Genomic DNA, 16,728 nt, shown 5'->3' with positions numbered 1-16,728 from the left:
AAATGGCTTCAAACCTCGTCAGCATAAACGATATTGAACGGGCGCATGATACCATTGCGGCTAAAGTCGTGCGAACACCTACAGTTCAATCCGCATATCTTACTCGACAGCTGGGCGTCCCCGTCTGGCTGAAACTTGAACATCGGCAAACAACCGGTAGCTTCAAATTACGCGGCGCGACCAATGCATTGAGCCAGCTTTCCGAAGCTGAAAAGCGGCGCGGCGTTGTTGCTGCTTCAACAGGAAATCATGGCCGTGCACTTGCCTATGCTGCAAGGCTGGAAGGCATGCGAGCTGTTATTTGCATGTCCCGTCTCGTTCCCCAGAACAAGGTTGATGAAATTCGCCGCCTTGGTGCCGAGATACATATTGTCGGAAAATCGCAGGATGACGCTCAAGAGGAAGTCGAGCGCCTGGTTCTTCAAGACGGTTTGGCGATGGTGCCGCCTTTCGACAATGCACATGTCATTGCAGGACAAGGCACGCTCGGACTGGAGATGGCCGAAGACGTTTCAAATATTCACACGGTCTTTGTTCCTCTGTCAGGTGGCGGGCTGGCCTCCGGCGTTGCCTGTGCGATCAAGTCGAAGCAGCCGAATGCAAAAGTCATTGGTGTTTCCATGCAGAATGGCGCCGCTATGCACGCAAGTTTGAAAGCAGGCAGACCCGTGCTTGTTGAGGAAAGCGCTAGTCTGGCGGATTCGCTCGGTGGTGGTATCGGCCTCGATAATCGTTTCACCTTCGCAATGGCTCGTGACCTTCTTGACGATGTAATTTTACTGACCGAGCCGGAAATCGCAGCGGGCATGCGTCATGCCTATCAACATGAGCGCGAAGTGATAGAGGGTGCCGCTGCTGTCGGTATTGGCGCGTTGCTTTCAGGCAAAGTGCGCGCGGACGGGCCAATCATTGTCATTTTATCCGGACGCAACGTCGATATGAATCAGCACAAGAGTGTCATCTGCGCTGATCAGTCCAGTGGAAGAGCAGAACAATGCCCCGCATGATCATTCTGACAGAAGCAGAACTACGCAAAATCATCTGGTTGAATCTTGACGCTGTCGCCTGCGTTGAAAATGCTTTTGAGGCACTCGCAACCAAAGCAGTGGCCATGCCGCCTATTTTGCGCCTCGATATTCCCGAACATCGGGGCGAAGTTGATGTCAAAACCGCCTATGTGCCGGGCATTGATAGTTTTGCAATAAAGATCAGCCCCGGTTTCTTTGACAATCCAAAACTTGGTTTGCCGAGCGTCAATGGAATGATGGTTTTGCTGAGCAGTAAAACCGGGCTCGTAGAAGCATTGCTTCTCGATAATGGCTATTTGACCGATATTCGTACCGCCGCTGCTGGTGCAGTGGCAGCCAAGCATTTGTCGCGCCTCGATTCTACCGTCGCGACGATTTTCGGTGCGGGTGTGCAGGCACTGTTACAGTTAAAGGCGCTCACTCTCGTTCGGCCTATCGAGAAGGCATGTTTCTGGGCAAGAGATTACGCCAAGGCCGAACAGATTGCCGATAGCGCAAGCAAAGAATTTGGTTTTCCGGTTAAAGCGATTGCCGATCCGGAACATGCGGCGGCTCTTGCGGACATTATTGTCACGACTACCCCCTCCTCCGAGCCCCTTCTGCAAGCTGCTTGGCTACGTGCCGGGCAACACGTCACCGCCATGGGGTCAGACGCCGAACATAAGAACGAGCTGGCTCCCGACATCATAACTAAGGCTGATCTCTACATTGCTGACAGTCTCAAGCAGACCCGCATTTTGGGCGAACTGCATCACGCAATCAAAGCCGGCTTAGTAGGTCCAGACGCTGCATATGGTGAGCTCGGGGCAGTCATTGCCGGTTCCGCAAAAGGCCGCGCCTCATCGTCCCAAATCACATTGGCTGACCTGACGGGCACGGGCGTGCAGGACACAGCCATCGCCACGCTGGCACGGGAACGCGCAGCCCACGCAAATGCTGGAACCAGTTTCGAAAGTTGATAAGGGGCTTTTGCCCAAGCATGAGGAAATAGAAATGACCGGACCTAACCTGAAGTTTACGAGGCAGGAGTTTGCCGATCGATTGAAGAAGACACGCGCTGCAATGCAGGCACGCGGAATCGATCTTTTGATCTGCAGCGATCCATCCAATATGGCGTGGCTTACCGGATATGATGGCTGGTCGTTTTACGTTCATCAGGCTGTCCTTGTGCCGCCAGAAGGAGAGCCTGTCTGGTATGGTCGCGGGCAGGATGCGAATGGCGCCAAACGCACAGCCTATCTGAACAATGACAACATCATTGGTTATGCGGACCACTACGTTCAGTCAACAGAACGCCATCCCATGGACTTCCTGTCGCAAATTATTGAGGAGCGCGGTTGGGACAAGCTCACTATCGGCGTCGAGATGGACAATTACTGGTTTTCCGCCGCGGCCTATGGCTCGTTGCAAAAACATCTGCCCAAAGCCCGCTTTGTTGATGGGACGGCTTTGGTGAACTGGCAGCGCGCAGTCAAAAGTCCCACCGAAATTGATTATATGCGCAAGGCTGGGCGTATTGTAGAACTGATGCATCAACGTATCGTCGATAAGATCGAGCCCGGAATGCGTAAATGCGATCTGGTGGCAGAGATTTACGATGCTGGAATTCGCGGAACGCCAGAGTTTGGCGGCGACTATCCCGCCATCGTGCCTTTGCTTCCTTCCGGTGCGGATGCTTCCGCACCCCACCTCACCTGGGATGACAAGCCAATGAAGCTTGGCGAAGGGACATTCTTTGAGATTGCAGGTTGCTACAACCGTTATCACGTACCGCTTTCCCGCACAGTCTTTCTCGGCAAGCCGACACAGGAGTTTCTGGATGCGGAAAAAGCCACGCTTGAAGGTATGGAGGCAGGTCTTGCTGCAGCGAAACCCGGTAATACATGCGAAGACATTGCCAACGGATTCTTTGGTGTCTTGAAGAAATACGGCATCGTGAAAGACAATCGTACCGGCTATCCAATCGGGATTTCCTATCCACCGGATTGGGGCGAACGCACCATGAGCCTGCGTCCCGGCGATAAGACGGTGCTTGAACCGGGTATGACATTTCACTTCATGACCGGACTTTGGCTGGAGACGATGGGGCTTGAGATCACCGAGAGCATTTTGATCACCGATACCGGCGTTGAATGTCTCGCCAACTTCCCGCGCAAGCTTATCGTCAAAAACTGAGGCTACGATGCAGTTACAGACACTTCGGCCCTCACCTGTCACGCCCACCATTGATCTCGACAAGCAGGGTGTACAGCATGGTTTCTTGAGATTGCCTTATAGCCGCGACGACTCTGCGTGGGGATCGGTAATGATCCCTATAGCGGTTCTGCGTAATGGAGATGGACCGACGGCACTTCTAACGGGCGGCAATCACGGCGACGAGTATGAAGGTCCGATAGCCCTGTTCGATCTTGCCCGGACACTCGATATCAACACCATCAATGGCACCGTCATCATTGTGCCCGCGATGAACTATCCGGCATTTCAGGCTGGCACGCGGACATCGCCCATCGATAAAGGCAATATGAACCGAAGCTATCCCGGGAAGCCGGATGGCACGGTAACGCAGAAGATCGCCGACTACTTCACTCGGGAATTGCTCCCGCGTGCGGATGTGGTCCTGGATTTCCATTCAGGCGGCAAGACGCTTGATTTCGTGCCTTTCGCTGCGGCTCATATTCTGCCTGACAAGGTTCAAGAGGCCAAAGGCTTTGATGCGGTCAAGGCATTCTCCGCCCCATGGTCCATGCGGATGTTGGAGATCGATGCCGTCGGAATGTATGACACGACCGTTGAAGAAATGGGCAAGGTGTTTGTCACCACTGAACTTGGTGGTGGCGGTACGGCTCGCGCCGAAACGGTGGCGATAGCAAAGCGCGGCGCAGCAAATGTTCTACGGTATGCGGGCATTTTGCACGGCGCAATTGAACATCGTGAGACCCGTTGGCTCGACATGCCATCTGGAAACTGCTTCTCATTTGCCGAGGATGCAGGCCTCATTGAAACCATGGTCGATCTTGGCGAAGCAGTTCAGGAAGGGCAATTGATTGCTCAAATCTATCCGATTGGCCGCACTGGTGCTGCTCCTGCGGAAATAAGAGCTGGAATAACCGGCGTTCTTGCGGCTCGACACTTCCCAGGCTTGGTCAAACCGGGTGATTGTGTAGCTGTCGTTGGAACTGTTGACTAAGCAGCGGTTTTGGCTGGATCAAGTTTCGTTATCCAAAAGCACGGGCTCAGCGTAAACTTCGTCTTGATGATTCTCTTGCCGATTATGGATTGAGGAATCCAGGCCTGCGAACCATCGTGGTGAAACCGGTTATTGGAGAACTTGATATGGGCGGAGAAGGTCTTCTCGTATTTCTACTGGTTGGACTGATTGCTGGCTGGCTGGCCAGCATGCTGGTTCGCGGCGGTGGCTTTGGCCTCGTCGGCGACCTTGTCGTCGGCGTGATCGGCGCTTTTATTGCAGGGTTCTTGTTTCCAAGGCTCGGCATCTCGTTGGGTGCGGGCATAATCGGACAGATTATCGCTGCAGCAATTGGCGCGATTATCCTGCTTGTAATCATCCGCGCCGTTAAACGCGCCTGATTACTGTACCGTAAAAAAAGGCCTCCGGATCGATCTGGTCCGGAGGCCTTTTTGTTTATTGGTTTACTCTGCCGTAGTGGCCCGCCGCAGTGGGCTCAGGGTCGGCGGCCTCTGACTTCAAATCCTTTCTGGAAATGAAGGTGTAGAACATCGGCACCACAAACAGTGTGAAGATCGTTCCGACCAAAATACCGGAGAAGATTACCAGACCGATGGAGTAACGAGCGGCTGCACCTGCGCCTGTTGCCGTGATCAATGGGATAACGCCCAAGGCCATAGCTGCAGTTGTCATCAGGATCGGGCGAAGACGTGTCTTTGCCGCCAGAATAATCGCGTCATGTCGCGAAATTCCATGAAGCTCACGTTGCTGATTGGCAAACTCCACCATCAAAATACCATGCTTGGTAATCAGCCCGACGAGCGTGATCAGTCCAACCTGCGTATAGATGTTCAGCGTGCCCAGCCCGAGATTCAGCGGTACGATAGCACCAAAGATCGACAGGGGAACCGACATCATGATGATGAACGGATCACGGAAGCTTTCGAACTGCGCCGCAAGCACGAGATAGATAACCACCACAGCCAAAGCAAATGCGATCAGGATTGTGCTTCCCTGTTCGATTTCAAGACGAGACTGGCCTGAATAATCCATGAAGAACCCATCCGGCATCAATGGACGTGCAGTGTCGATAACCGTTTGCAGGCCCTGACCGGTCGTCACGCCAGGCAGTGGCAATGCCGAGATGGTCGCAGAATTGAGCTGGTTGAACTGCTCGATAGCCGCTGGCGATGCATTCTCGCTGATTTTCACAACCGCAGACAGAGGAACCATTGTTCCCGATGCACTCCTGACGAAGTACTGTCCCAGTTTATCCGGATTGGACCGGAAATCCTGCGGGACCTGCGGATAGATATCATAGCTGTTGGAGTCGCGATCAAACTTCGACACTTTCGGCTCACCAACCAGCAAACCGAGCGTCTGACCTATCTCGCTGACGGGAACGCCCAAGGCCGAAGCCCTGTCACGGTCGATCGTGATCGTGACTTGAGGTGCGTTGAATGACAGCGAGTTCTGGACGATAATGAACTGACCAGACGCCTGCGCCTTGTTCTTGATCTCTTCGGCAACTTCAAAGACCTTGTCAGCCGGTCCCGTTGACTGAATGACCACCGAGATAGGCAAGCCACCGCCTGTACCCGGAAGCGTTGGTGGTGAGAAGATGAATGCCTCCGCGCCGGCTATAGGCGAAATACGGCCTTGCAACTCTTCCTGCAATTGCTTCTGCGACTTGTCACGATCAGACCAGTCCTTGAACACCCAGATCGCAAATGCCGAATTTGTCGTTCCCAATCCAAGAATATTGAAGCGGGCTTTTAGCTCCGGCAAATCTTTGGTCAGATTGTCGATCTGATCGGCATAAAGCTTCGTATAAGCAGAGGTAGCATATTGCGGAGCGTTGACGATTGAGAACAGAGCGCCGGAATCTTCTTCCGGAGCCAGTTCAGAAGATGTCTTGGTGAAGAGGAAGCCGGTCAAAGCAACAAGTGCGATAACAATGAACAATGTTACCGGGCGGAAGCCCAGCGACCCGGCAACGCGCCGTTCATATGCACCTTCAAGCCAGCCAAAAGCACCATCGACGATCCGCTGGAACCGGCTATGGTTGCCGCCGCGAAGCAGGAGAGCGCACATCATTGGAGATACGGTCAGAGCGGCCACACCGGAGATGATAACCGAGCCTGCGAGCGTAAACGCGAATTCGCGGAACAATGAACCCGTAAGACCACCCGTAAAGCCCAGCGGTGCGAACACAGCAGCAAGCGTTACAGTCATAGCGATGATAGGGCCGGTAATTTCCTTCATACCGCGCAATGCGGCATCGACTGGTTTCAGCCCCTCTTCGATATGGCGATGAATATTCTCCAAAACGACAATCGCGTCATCCACCACCAGCCCGATCGCAAGAACCATCGCCAGAAGCGATAGAAGATTGATCGAATAGCCAAGCAGGAAAAGGAAAAAGCACACACCGACAAGCGAGATCGGGATAGTTACGACCGGAATAATAACCGACCGGAACGAGCCGAGGAACAGCAAGATAACCGCGACAACGATCAGCACCGCTTCAACAACAGTCTTCAACACTTCTTCGATGGACGAGCTGATTTGCTCAGTAGCATCATAAAGCATGGTGATTGTCATGCCTTCTGGAAGCGACTGTTGAATCGACGGAAGTTCTTCTCGAACAGCGGCGGTCATATCAATCGGATTGGCCGCCGGTGTCGGGAAAATGCCTAGGAATGTACCGCTGGAACCATTGAAGGTCACAACTGTGTCTTTGCTTACCGCACCCAATTCCACGCGCGCAACGTCACGCAGACGCACGATATTGTCGCCTTCGGATTTGATCGGCATCGCGCCGAATGCTTCAGGCGTCTGCAATGTTGTCTTCAGGGTAATTGGTGAAGCGACATAAAGGTTCTTCACCTTGCCCGGAGCTGACAGGAAGTTTGACTGATTGATCGCAGTCAGAACTTCCGTTGCGGTTGTCCCGCGTGCCGCAAGCTTGATCGGATCGATCCAGACGCGCATCGAGAATACCTGACCACCAAGAATCTGGGCGTCAGCAACACCTTGAATCGTCGACATGCGCGGTTGAATAACGCGTTCGAGATATTCAGTGATCTGCTCACTGGTCATATTGGGGTTCTGCACGGCGAGATACATCGTCGCGAAGTCCTGACCTGTTCCCTTTGTGATGATCGGATCATCGGATTCCGTTGGCAGATCGCCGCGAACCTGATTGACCTTGGAGATAACTTCGGTCAACGCAGCATCGGGGTCAGCGCCAAGCTTCATCTGTACAGTAACTTTACTGGACGATGGCGACGAGGACGAGGTCACATAGTCGATGTTTTCAGTCGTCGTTACCGCTTTTGCGATAGGCGACGAAATAAAGCCCTGCATCAGATCCGCGCTCGCGCCCGGATAGGCTGTTGAAATGGTGATAACCGTTTCCTCGACCTTCGGATATTCGCGAACGGACAAGTTCACGAGACCCTGGGCGCCAAGCAGAATGATCATCAATGCTACAACCGTCGAGAGGACTGGACGGCGAATGAATATCTCGGAAAAATTCATTTCTTTGGCAGTCCTGCGTCGGTTGTATTGGCTGGGTTAACGGAGTTGTCGATCTTCACCGCAGCGCCGGGGCTCAAGCGGTTTTGACCTGCGGTTACAACTATATCGCCCTTTTTCAGGCCCTTGGTGACTTCAACCACCAATCCAGAGCGACGGCCGGGCGTAACGAAGACCTGAGCTACGACGAGCTTTTCTTCTTTCTTCTCGCCCTCAGCCGGCTTTGCTGCGTCTGCAGGTTTTGCTTCGTCAGACTTTGCGGCGTCTGCAGGAGCCGTGCCTTCAGCTGGCTTTTCTGGAGCAGGACGAACAACAAACACATAGTCGCCATACAAGCTGGAAACGAGCGCTGTCTGAGGCAAGGTCACAACGTTCTCTTCCTTGGGAAGCGTTACGCGAACCTGAGCAAACTGGCCGGGACGAAGCTTGCCGGACGAGTTTTCAACCTTGGCACGTACAGATACAAGCCGGGTCGATGGGTCGATACGTGGTTCAATAGCGGTAATTACGCCATCGAAGCTTTCGTCATTGTCTGTCAGATTGAGCTTGATCGGTTGATCAATGTTGATCGAGGCAAGCGACTGTTCGGGCACGGTAAAATCAACACGCATTGTATTAAGATCCTGCAACGAAACAACGACCGTGCCTGGCGACAAATACTGACCAAGTTCGATACGAGGGATACCAACCGTACCCTTGAATGGAGCTTTGATGAGCTTTTGATCAAGTACGGCCTGCAACTTGGCGATTTCTGCCTTCTTGGCCAAGGAGGCCGACTGGGCTTCATCTACGCTCGAAACCGCACCGACGCCGCGTGTATTCAGCGTACGTGCGCGCTCCAGCGTCTGGTCAGCCAGAACATCCTGTGCCTTCGCAGCAACGATATCCGCCTTTTCGATGGCATCATCGAGTTGCAACAGAGCTTCACCCTTCTCAATCATCTGGTTGGCTTTGAAAGGAATATCCTTGACGATACCAGCCACCTCTACGGCCAACTCGACGCCCTGAATGGCGCTAACTGTACCAATTGCTTCGATATTGGGCGTCCACACGCCAGGCTCAACCGTATAAGTTGATACGGGAGCGGCTGGCTGCTGCATGGTTGCGAAGAAATCTTTGATAGCCTTGTCCCGGAACAGATTGAATCCAACCAATCCAACACCGAGCAATACGACCAGGATCAGAACGATCACGGGGACTATGTAGCGCTTAATCATGGGGGAAACCGCTCCGAAACAAAACAATGGCCAGCAAAATTTCTGCCAGCCTGTCATATGACATTAACGTGGTGTGGACTTGATTGCCACATGTAATGTACTGTACCGTCTGGACGGTATTGTCAATATCAGTTGGCAGGTTGACTACAACGAAAGTTTTAGAATGAAGGCGGACACGCTCTCCACGAAAGATAAAATTCTCCAGGCAGCAGCCGAAATAACTATGGAGATCGGGCCGGTTAATCTTTCGCTTGATGCGGTTGCACGCAGAGCGGGACTTTCAAAAGGAGGGCTTCTTTACACTTTCCCGACCAAGGCAAAACTGCTGGAAGCCCTTGTTGAACAACATATGGCTGAGTTTGACGAATCATTAAAGAAAGAAGAGGCAGCCAGAAATCACGGCAGGAATAGCGTCATTCTCGCTTGTATTGCGGTTTTCAGGGCGCAATTTATCTGCAATGAAAAAGAGCCATCGGGCATTCTGGCGGCGATTGCCAATGACCCGACATTCCTTGATCCGATTCGTCGTTATAATAAGCAGCTATTTCAACGTATTCGTGAAAATTCAGACGATCCGACGCTTGCACTGATGGCATTTCTGACCATTGAAGGCATGCGCAGCCTCAAACTCTTTGAGATGGAGGGTTTAAGCCATGATGAGCAGATCGCAACAATCGATCGTTTAAAACTGCTCTTTCAATCAGCAGATTAATCAAACAACAGGAATGTCGCCAGTCGCCCAAGCAGCCTGTGTTTCACCGACAAAATCATCAAATCGTGTTGCTTCAATTGCACTACGTACGCCCTGCATGAGTTGCTGGTAATAGGCAAGATTATTCCATGTCAGCAACATTCCACCGAGCGCTTCACCTGATTTGACGAGATGGTGAAGGTAGGCGCGGCTATAATCCCGTGCTGCCGGGCACGTCGACTCTTCGTCAAGCGGACGGGGGTCATCCGCGTGGCGCGCATTGCGCAGATTGACTTTACCTCGCCGGGTAAAGGCCAGCCCGTGCCGCCCTGCCCTGGTGGGCATTACGCAATCGAACATATCAATACCGCGCGCGACCGACTTCAAAATGTCATCAGGCGTACCAACACCCATCAGGTAGCGGGGCTTTTCTGATGGCAGCTCGGGGCAAGTCACGTCCAGCATATCGAGCATGACTTCCTGCGGTTCGCCAACCGCCAATCCGCCAACTGCATAGCCCTTCAAGTCCATAGATTTGAGAGCTTGCGCCGAGCGAATACGCAGATCCGGTACGTCACCACCTTGCACAATGCCAAACATTGCCTTGCCCGGCTGAGTACCAAACGCAATTTTGCATCGTTCTGCCCAACGCAACGAAAGCTCCATGGCGCGTTGAATATCTTTTGGCGTGGAAGGCAGCGCAACGCACTCATCCAATTGCATCTGAATATCCGAATCCAAGAGGCCCTGAATTTCAATCGAGCGCTCAGGTGTCATTTCATAGGCGCGGCCATCTATATGTGACCGGAAGGTAACGCCCTTCTCGTCAAGCTTGCGCAGTTGCGCCAGCGACATAACCTGAAAACCGCCGGAATCAGTGAGAATGGGGCCGGGCCAACGAGCGAAATCATGAAGCCCGCCGAGTTTGGCGACACGTTCCGCGCCCGGACGCAGCATTAAATGATAGGTATTGCCCAGAATAATATCGGCGCCGAGATCCCGCACCTGATCCATATACATGGCTTTGACAGTCCCGGCCGTACCAACAGGCATGAAGGCAGGTGTACGAACGGTACCGCGCGGCATGGTGATTTCACCACGCCGGGCTTTGCCGTCAGTTGCTATCAATTTGAATTCAAAGTTTTCGCTTGTCATGATGCCGATCGCCATAACAGGCTTGCGTCACCATAGGAATAGAAGCGATAGCGGTTTTTGATCGCATAGTCATAAGCGGCATGCATGCGTTCAAACCCGCTGAATGCCGAAACAAGCATGAACAGGGTCGAGCGCGGCAGGTGAAAATTGGTCATCAGCATGTCCACTGCACGAAACTGATAGCCGGGGGTAATGAATATGTCGGTCGGCCCGGACCAAGCCTTTATGGTTCCGTCAACATCCGTCGCACTTTCAAGCAAGCGTAATGATGTCGTGCCAACAGCAACAATACGCCCGCCCCGCGCTCTTATGGCATTTAACGCCTCTGCGGTTGCCGCATCGACCGTGCCAATCTCTTCATGCATCTTATGATCGGCCGTGTCATCGGCTTTAACCGGCAGAAAAGTCCCCGCGCCAACATGCAAAGTGACAAAATGTTCTTCAATCCCGCGCGTTTTCAGTTCCGCCAGCAACTCCGGGGTAAAATGCAGTCCGGCAGTCGGGGCAGCAACAGCGCCTTCTTCACGGGCATAAACAGTCTGGTAGTCTGCCTGGTCCCGCTCATCTTCCGCGCGTTTGGAGGCAATATAAGGCGGCAAGGGAATGTGCCCCACCGCGGCAATGGCTTGATCAAGATCGGGGCCACTGAAATCAAACACGAGCAATGCTTCGCCAGAATCACCTTTTTCGGCGACAGTCGCTTGTAACGAACCGAGCAGGCAGGCATTATTGCCATGTCCGAAATCGATACGCTCGCCTTGCTTGATGCGTTTTGCCGGGCGCAAAAAGGCCTTCCAGCGATCAGGCCCGACCCGCATATGCAGCGTCGCGCTTATTTGTGCTTTCACGCCGTCGCGTTCACGAAACCCTTCAAGTTGAGCGGGTATCACTTTGGTATCATTGAATACCAGAGCATCGCCTTCCCGAAGAAAATCCCCAAGGTTGCGCACGCTGCTGTCCTGAAATTCGGAACCATCATTCTTCACAAGCAAAAGCCGCGCTGAATCGCGCGGCTCTGCTGGTCTCAATGCAATGTTGTCTTCCGGCAGGTCGAAATCGAAAAGATCAACACGCATGATAGATAAACAATGCCTTATTCAGCGTCGGCTGCGACGCGCATGGAAACGATTGAGTCAGGATCCTGCACTGGCTCGCCGCGCTTGATCTTGTCTACATTGTCCATGCCTTCAATGACCTGACCCCAAACCGTATACTGACGATTGAGGAAAGCAGCATCATCAAAGCAGATGAAGAATTGCGAATTGGCTGAATTCGGGTTCTGGGAACGAGCCATCGAGCAAGCGCCACGACCATGATTGGCGTTGGAGAATTCGGCCTTCAAGTCTGGCTTATCCGAACCGCCCATACCGGCACGCGATGGATTGAACGAGCTGCCGCCCTGCTTGCCGAACTTGACATCGCCGGTTTGCGCCATGAAACCGTCGATCACGCGGTGGAATACAACGCCATCATAAGCGCCTTCGCGTGCCAATTCCTTGATGCGCTCGACATGTCCAGGAGCAAGATCTGGATACAGTTCGATAACAACATTACCCTTTGTTGTTTCCAGCAGGATGGTATTTTCTGGGTCTTTATAAGCCATTTCAGGCAATCTCCTTGTTAGTAATTATTGGCCAACTGTGACCTTGAGCATCTTGTCGGGGTTATCGACAGAACCATTATCCGCCTCAGAACCCTTCTTGATTTTGTCCACGGCTTCCATGCCGCTCGTCACCTTGCCGACGACCGTGTACTGGCCATTGAGCGATGGATATTCGGTGAACATGATGAAAAACTGCGAGTTTGCGGAGTTTGGATTTTGCGAGCGGGCCATACCCACCACGCCCCGAACAAACGGCTCCTTGGAGAATTCCGCTGGAATATCCGGGCGGGTTGAACCGCCAGTACCGGCAGCTGCCTGGTTGTATCCCTTTTCGGTATTGCCATACTGAACATCACCGGTCTGGGCCATGAAACCTGGAATCACACGGTGGAACACGACATTATTATAAGCACCTTCTTTGGCGAGCGCCTTGATCTGCTCAACATGTTTTGGCGCAAGATTGGGAAGAAGCTCCACTTTGACGTCACCATCCTTGAGTTTGATCGTCATTGTGTTGGCATCGTCAGCCCAACTCGAGTTTGCAGTAGCAAAAGATAGAGACGTAACGGCAGCAACAAGCAATGCTGTGCGGAATACGGACATGAAAGACTCCAGATCAGGATTTGAATTTAGTCTTGAGCGCATCAGCGACAAGCGCGGGAACAAAGTGCCGGACGTCGCCGCCCATGGACGCAATCTGGCGGACCAATGTGGCAGTAATTGTGCGGACCGATGGATCAGCGGGTAGAAACACAGTTTGCAGTTCCGGTGCCATCTTGCCATTCATGCCAGCCATCTGCATTTCGTAGTCGAGATCAGTGCCGTCACGCAGGCCCCGCACCATCAGCGAAGCCTTGTGTTTGCGGGCAGCATCAATAAGCAGCCCATCGAATGCTACGACCTTGATCCTGGCACCATCCTTGCCCAGTACATCGAGAGCAACCTGTTTAATCAAGTCCATTCGCTCTTCAAACGAAAATAATGGTGCCTTACCCGGATGAATACCTATGGCAACGAACACTTCGTCGGCAAGTCTCAGCGATCCTTGCAAGACATCCATATGGCCATTGGTGATGGGATCGAATGATCCGGCATAGATTGCTATCGTCATGAGCGCTTACTAGCGGTTTTGCCAAGGGGTTTCAATGGCCCGAACCAATTGCCCTGAACAGGGAATGAACAAGCAGATCAGTAAGCATTCATCCCCTTTCAACTATGCGTGAACCCAAATGGTGAAACCATTTCATAGTTACTGCGTTGTTAACCATGAAATGAACTGTAATGATCCCGAAGGGAAGACCAATGTTTATTCTTCTGAGTATTGCCATGATGATTGCAATGGTAGTGTCCGCTATCATTATGATTGTTGAAGAAAACAAAAAGCGGGAAGCTCCGTTAAGAACCTCCCGCTTTGGTGTTTATCACGTACGCGATAACTAGGTTGTCGCCTATTATTCTTCGTTGGCACCCTGATCTGACGTTGGTGTAACCACTTCTTCTCCGACCGTCCCCTCGTCCTCAATGTCTTCGGACTCGGTTTCAGAGATACGCTCCACTGAAACGACCTTTTCACCATCGGCAGTATTGAAAATGGTGACGCCCTTTGTGGACCGTCCGGCAATTCGAATGCCGTTTACGGGGACCCGAATGAGCTGACCGCGATCGGAAACCAGCAAGATTTGATCCGCTGCTGCGATCGGGAACAAAGCTACCAGCTTACCAATTTCATCCGTCTTTGACGTATCGGTGGCGCGAATCCCCTTGCCTCCGCGGCCCGAAACGCGGAACTCATAAGATGATGAGCGCTTGCCATATCCAAACTCACTGACCGTCAACACTGTCTGTTCACGATCGCGAAGTTCTGCATAGCGTTCAGCCGAAAGGCTAGTCAGTTCAGTTGCCTCTTCGCCAACCAGTGCGATTTCCTCAACATCATCAGCACCTTGCGCCCGGCGCTCCGCTGCCGCCTGCTTCAGGTAAGTCGAACGCTCTGCCGGACTTGCATCCACATGGCCAAGAATTGCCATGGAAATGATCTTGTCTCCCGGTGCGAGGGTAATACCGCGCACACCAATGGAGTTGCGACCGACAAACACACGAACATCGGTTACCGGGAAGCGTATGCACTGTCCGCCAGCGGCTGTCAGCAGCACGTCATCAAACTCGTTGCATGTATCGACGCTGAGAATTTCATCGCCTTCTTCTTCCAACTTCATCGCAATTTTACCGTTGCGATTGACCTGAACAAAGTCTGACAACTTGTTGCGACGAACCGTGCCGCGTGTCGTCGCGAACATGACATCGAGATTTGCCCAGCTGGCTTCATCCTCGGGCAGTGGCATGATCGTCGTAATGCGCTCGCCCTGTTCGAGCGGCAGCATATTGATCAGGGCCTTGCCGCGCGATTGCGGCGTGCCAATTGGCAAGCGCCAGACCTTTTCCTTATAGACAATGCCGCGTGACGAGAAGAACAGCATAGGCGTGTGCGTATTGGCGACGAAAAGCCGTGTTACAAAATCTTCGTCCTTCATCGAAACACCGGAGCGGCCTTTGCCACCACGACGCTGGGCGCGATAGGTGGCGAGTGGCACGCGCTTGATATATCCGGCGTGACTTACCGTAACCACCATATCTTCGCGGGCGATAAGGTCTTCATCATCCATATCTGCGCCGCCCTCCGTCAGCACAGAGCGACGGGGCGTTCCAAACTCATCACGAATGGCGATAAGTTCGTCCTTGACGATGCCCATGATGCGGGTACGTGAGGCGAGAATTTCAAGATAATCGGCGATTTCAACACCGATCTTATTCAATTCATCAGCGATTTCATCGCGTCCGAGAGCTGTCAGCCTCTGCAAGCGCAGATCAAGAATGGCTCGGGCCTGCTCTTCTGACAGATTATATGTGCTGTCATCATTCAACTTGTGACGAGGATCGGCGATCAATGTGATCAAAGGCGCAACATCATTGGCTGGCCAACGACGCTCCATCAACTGATCGCGTGCAGTCGCTGGATCTGGAGCTTTCCGGATGAGCGCGATGATTTCGTCAATATTCGCCACAGCAATGGCAAGACCAACCAATACGTGTGCACGGTCGCGAGCCTTGCGCAGCAGGAATTTAGTACGGCGGCTGACCACTTCCTCGCGGAAGCTGACAAAAGCGCGCAATATATCGAGCAGGTTCAAAAGCCCGGGCTTGCCGCCATTCAATGCCACCATATTGGCACCAAACGAGGATTGCAGTGGGGTAAAGCGGTAAAGCTGGTTCACGATGACATCGGCAACCGCGTCACGCTTCAACTCAACCACAACGCGATAGCCGTCACGATCCGACTCATCCCGGATGTCCGAGATGCCTTCAATCCGCTTTTCACGGACAAGATCGGCCATCTTCTCGATCATCGTCGCCTTGTTCACCTGAAAAGGCACTTCGGTAATGATGATCGCTTCGCGATCGCCGCGCATGCTCTCGATGGCAACCTTGCCGCGCATCAAGATAGAACCACGCCCGGTGCTATAGGCCGATATGATACCGGAGCGGCCGAGGATCAAACCGCCAGTCGGGAAATCTGGACCGGGGATATATTCCATCATTTCCGGCAGGTCGATTGCCGGATTGTCGATCAAGGCAACGCAACCATTGATGACTTCAGTCAGATTGTGCGGGGGTATGTTTGTCGCCATGCCAACGGCAATACCGCCGGAGCCATTGACGAGCAGATTGGGGAAGCGCGCCGGCAGAACCGTTGGCTCTTGCTCGCGGCCATCATAATTGTCCTGGAAGTCGACAGTTTCTTTGTCGATATCGGAGAGCAAAGACTCCGTAACTTTTTCAAGACGGCATTCGGTATATCGCATCGCAGCCGGGCTATCACCATCGATGGAACCGAAGTTTCCTTGCCCATCCACGAGCGGGTCGCGCAGCGACCAATCCTGCGCCATGCGCACAAGCGCATCATAAATCGAAGCATCGCCATGAGGATGGTATTTACCCATCACTTCACCGACAACACCGGCGGACTTACGATAAGACCTGTTCCAGGAGAGGCCCATTTCATTCATCGCATGAAGAATACGGCGATGAACAGGCTTCAAGCCGTCGCGCACATCAGGTAGCGCACGGCTGACGATCACGCTCATTGCATAATCGAGATAGGAACGCTGCATCTCCTCGATGATGGAAATGGCTTCAATACCGGAGCCAGGTCCGGTCTTGTCGTCTTCTGGGCCAGGAGGTGGAGTTAAATCAGACACGAGGCACTCATCTTTCGAATAGAATCAATCTTTGATCTTATAGCGGCTTTC

At 52.9% G+C, this 16,728-nt stretch carries 14 protein-coding genes; 6 read left to right on the top strand and 8 right to left on the bottom strand.

All coding sequences use genetic code 11. The features are described 5' to 3' along the window. Window positions 1–2 precede the first annotated feature (2 nt). The 5 genes from eutB (at window position 3) to V9K95_RS00380 (ending at window position 4,616) form a co-directional block, all read left to right on the top strand. Window positions 3–1,007, top strand: coding sequence for a hydroxyectoine utilization dehydratase EutB (gene eutB / locus V9K95_RS00400; protein ID WP_336440159.1), 1,005 nt, complete (start codon window positions 3–5; stop codon window positions 1,005–1,007). Further along, complete coding sequence (eutC, locus tag V9K95_RS00395; protein ID WP_336440160.1) at window positions 995–1,987, top strand: ectoine utilization protein EutC; 993 nt, start codon at window positions 995–997, stop codon at window positions 1,985–1,987. Before eutB ends, eutC begins: the two co-directional genes overlap by 13 nt. 34 nt (window positions 1,988–2,021) lie before the next feature. Next, complete coding sequence (gene doeA, locus V9K95_RS00390; RefSeq protein WP_115053314.1) at window positions 2,022–3,203, top strand: ectoine hydrolase DoeA; 1,182 nt, start codon at window positions 2,022–2,024, stop codon at window positions 3,201–3,203. A gap of 7 nt (window positions 3,204–3,210) precedes the next feature. Beyond that, window positions 3,211–4,215: a N(2)-acetyl-L-2,4-diaminobutanoate deacetylase DoeB gene (gene doeB, locus V9K95_RS00385; protein ID WP_336440161.1), complete on the top strand. Its 1,005-nt coding sequence runs from the start codon at window positions 3,211–3,213 to the stop codon at window positions 4,213–4,215. 146 nt (window positions 4,216–4,361) lie between these two features. After that, on the top strand, window positions 4,362–4,616 hold the full coding sequence (locus V9K95_RS00380) for a GlsB/YeaQ/YmgE family stress response membrane protein (protein WP_008123031.1): 255 nt from the start codon (window positions 4,362–4,364) through the stop codon (window positions 4,614–4,616). Window positions 4,617–4,671: 55 nt separating this feature from the next. Here the strand turns inward: V9K95_RS00380 and V9K95_RS00375 are convergent, their stop codons facing one another. Beyond that, window positions 4,672–7,758, bottom strand: coding sequence for an efflux RND transporter permease subunit (locus V9K95_RS00375; RefSeq protein WP_115053138.1), 3,087 nt, complete (start codon window positions 7,756–7,758; stop codon window positions 4,672–4,674). Continuing rightward, window positions 7,755–8,972 carry an efflux RND transporter periplasmic adaptor subunit gene (locus V9K95_RS00370; protein WP_336440162.1) on the bottom strand — a complete coding sequence of 406 codons (1,218 nt, stop codon included), beginning with the start codon at window positions 8,970–8,972 and terminating at the stop codon, window positions 7,755–7,757. Before V9K95_RS00370 ends, V9K95_RS00375 begins: the two co-directional genes overlap by 4 nt. 73 nt (window positions 8,973–9,045) lie before the next feature. Here V9K95_RS00370 and V9K95_RS00365 point away from each other — a divergent pair, with 73 nt between their 5' ends. Beyond that, window positions 9,046–9,684 (top strand): TetR/AcrR family transcriptional regulator, encoded by a 639-nt coding sequence (locus V9K95_RS00365; protein WP_307284839.1) that lies wholly within the window; start codon window positions 9,046–9,048, stop codon window positions 9,682–9,684. Here V9K95_RS00365 and tgt read toward each other — a convergent pair whose 3' ends face one another. The 6 genes from tgt to gyrA form a co-directional block, all read right to left on the bottom strand. Beyond that, window positions 9,685–10,818: a tRNA guanosine(34) transglycosylase Tgt gene (gene tgt / locus V9K95_RS00360; protein ID WP_307284836.1), complete on the bottom strand. Its 1,134-nt coding sequence runs from the start codon at window positions 10,816–10,818 to the stop codon at window positions 9,685–9,687. It abuts the gene before it with no gap. Continuing rightward, window positions 10,815–11,894, bottom strand: a complete 1,080-nt coding sequence (gene queA / locus V9K95_RS00355) for a tRNA preQ1(34) S-adenosylmethionine ribosyltransferase-isomerase QueA (RefSeq protein WP_336440163.1) — start codon at window positions 11,892–11,894, stop codon at window positions 10,815–10,817. The genes tgt and queA overlap by 4 nt, the downstream gene beginning before the upstream one ends. A gap of 17 nt (window positions 11,895–11,911) precedes the next feature. Beyond that, window positions 11,912–12,421, bottom strand: a complete 510-nt coding sequence (locus tag V9K95_RS00350) for a peptidylprolyl isomerase (protein ID WP_115053142.1) — start codon at window positions 12,419–12,421, stop codon at window positions 11,912–11,914. 24 nt (window positions 12,422–12,445) lie between these two features. After that, the gene (locus tag V9K95_RS00345) at window positions 12,446–13,024 is read right to left on the bottom strand and encodes a peptidylprolyl isomerase (protein WP_115053143.1); all 579 of its coding nucleotides are present in this window, start codon (window positions 13,022–13,024) and stop codon (window positions 12,446–12,448) included. A gap of 13 nt (window positions 13,025–13,037) precedes the next feature. Further along, the gene (gene coaD, locus V9K95_RS00340; RefSeq protein ID WP_115053144.1) at window positions 13,038–13,532 is read right to left on the bottom strand and encodes a pantetheine-phosphate adenylyltransferase; all 495 of its coding nucleotides are present in this window, start codon (window positions 13,530–13,532) and stop codon (window positions 13,038–13,040) included. Between the two features lie 340 nt (window positions 13,533–13,872). After that, window positions 13,873–16,590 carry a DNA gyrase subunit A gene (gyrA, locus tag V9K95_RS00335; RefSeq protein ID WP_370878866.1) on the bottom strand — a complete coding sequence of 906 codons (2,718 nt, stop codon included), beginning with the start codon at window positions 16,588–16,590 and terminating at the stop codon, window positions 13,873–13,875. Window positions 16,591–16,728 lie beyond the last annotated feature (138 nt).

Source organism: Phyllobacterium sp. CCNWLW183, from assembly GCF_037203775.1.
GTDB classification, from domain to species: Bacteria; Pseudomonadota; Alphaproteobacteria; order Rhizobiales; family Rhizobiaceae; genus Phyllobacterium; species Phyllobacterium ifriqiyense.
Note: the sequence above shows the minus strand (reverse complement) of the source record. Positions and strands in the feature narration are given on the sequence as shown.

Excerpts from the sequence above, each read along its gene's own strand:
- eutB (WP_336440159.1), top strand. The coding sequence starts at position 3 with ATGGCTTCAAACCTCGTCAGCATAAACGATATTGAACGGGCGCATGAT.
- eutC (WP_336440160.1), top strand. The coding sequence starts at position 995 with ATGCCCCGCATGATCATTCTGACAGAAGCAGAACTACGCAAAATCATC.
- doeA (WP_115053314.1), top strand. The coding sequence starts at position 2,022 with ATGACCGGACCTAACCTGAAGTTTACGAGGCAGGAGTTTGCCGATCGA.
- doeB (WP_336440161.1), top strand. The coding sequence starts at position 3,211 with ATGCAGTTACAGACACTTCGGCCCTCACCTGTCACGCCCACCATTGAT.
- V9K95_RS00380 (WP_008123031.1), top strand. The coding sequence starts at position 4,362 with ATGGGCGGAGAAGGTCTTCTCGTATTTCTACTGGTTGGACTGATTGCT.
- V9K95_RS00375 (WP_115053138.1), bottom strand. The coding sequence starts at position 7,758 with ATGAATTTTTCCGAGATATTCATTCGCCGTCCAGTCCTCTCGACGGTT.
- V9K95_RS00370 (WP_336440162.1), bottom strand. The coding sequence starts at position 8,972 with ATGATTAAGCGCTACATAGTCCCCGTGATCGTTCTGATCCTGGTCGTA.
- tgt (WP_307284836.1), bottom strand. The coding sequence starts at position 10,818 with ATGACAAGCGAAAACTTTGAATTCAAATTGATAGCAACTGACGGCAAA.
- queA (WP_336440163.1), bottom strand. The coding sequence starts at position 11,894 with ATGCGTGTTGATCTTTTCGATTTCGACCTGCCGGAAGACAACATTGCA.
- V9K95_RS00350 (WP_115053142.1), bottom strand. The coding sequence starts at position 12,421 with ATGGCTTATAAAGACCCAGAAAATACCATCCTGCTGGAAACAACAAAG.
- V9K95_RS00345 (WP_115053143.1), bottom strand. The coding sequence starts at position 13,024 with ATGTCCGTATTCCGCACAGCATTGCTTGTTGCTGCCGTTACGTCTCTA.
- coaD (WP_115053144.1), bottom strand. The coding sequence starts at position 13,532 with ATGACGATAGCAATCTATGCCGGATCATTCGATCCCATCACCAATGGC.
- gyrA (WP_370878866.1), bottom strand. The coding sequence starts at position 16,590 with ATGCAGCGTTCCTATCTCGATTATGCAATGAGCGTGATCGTCAGCCGT.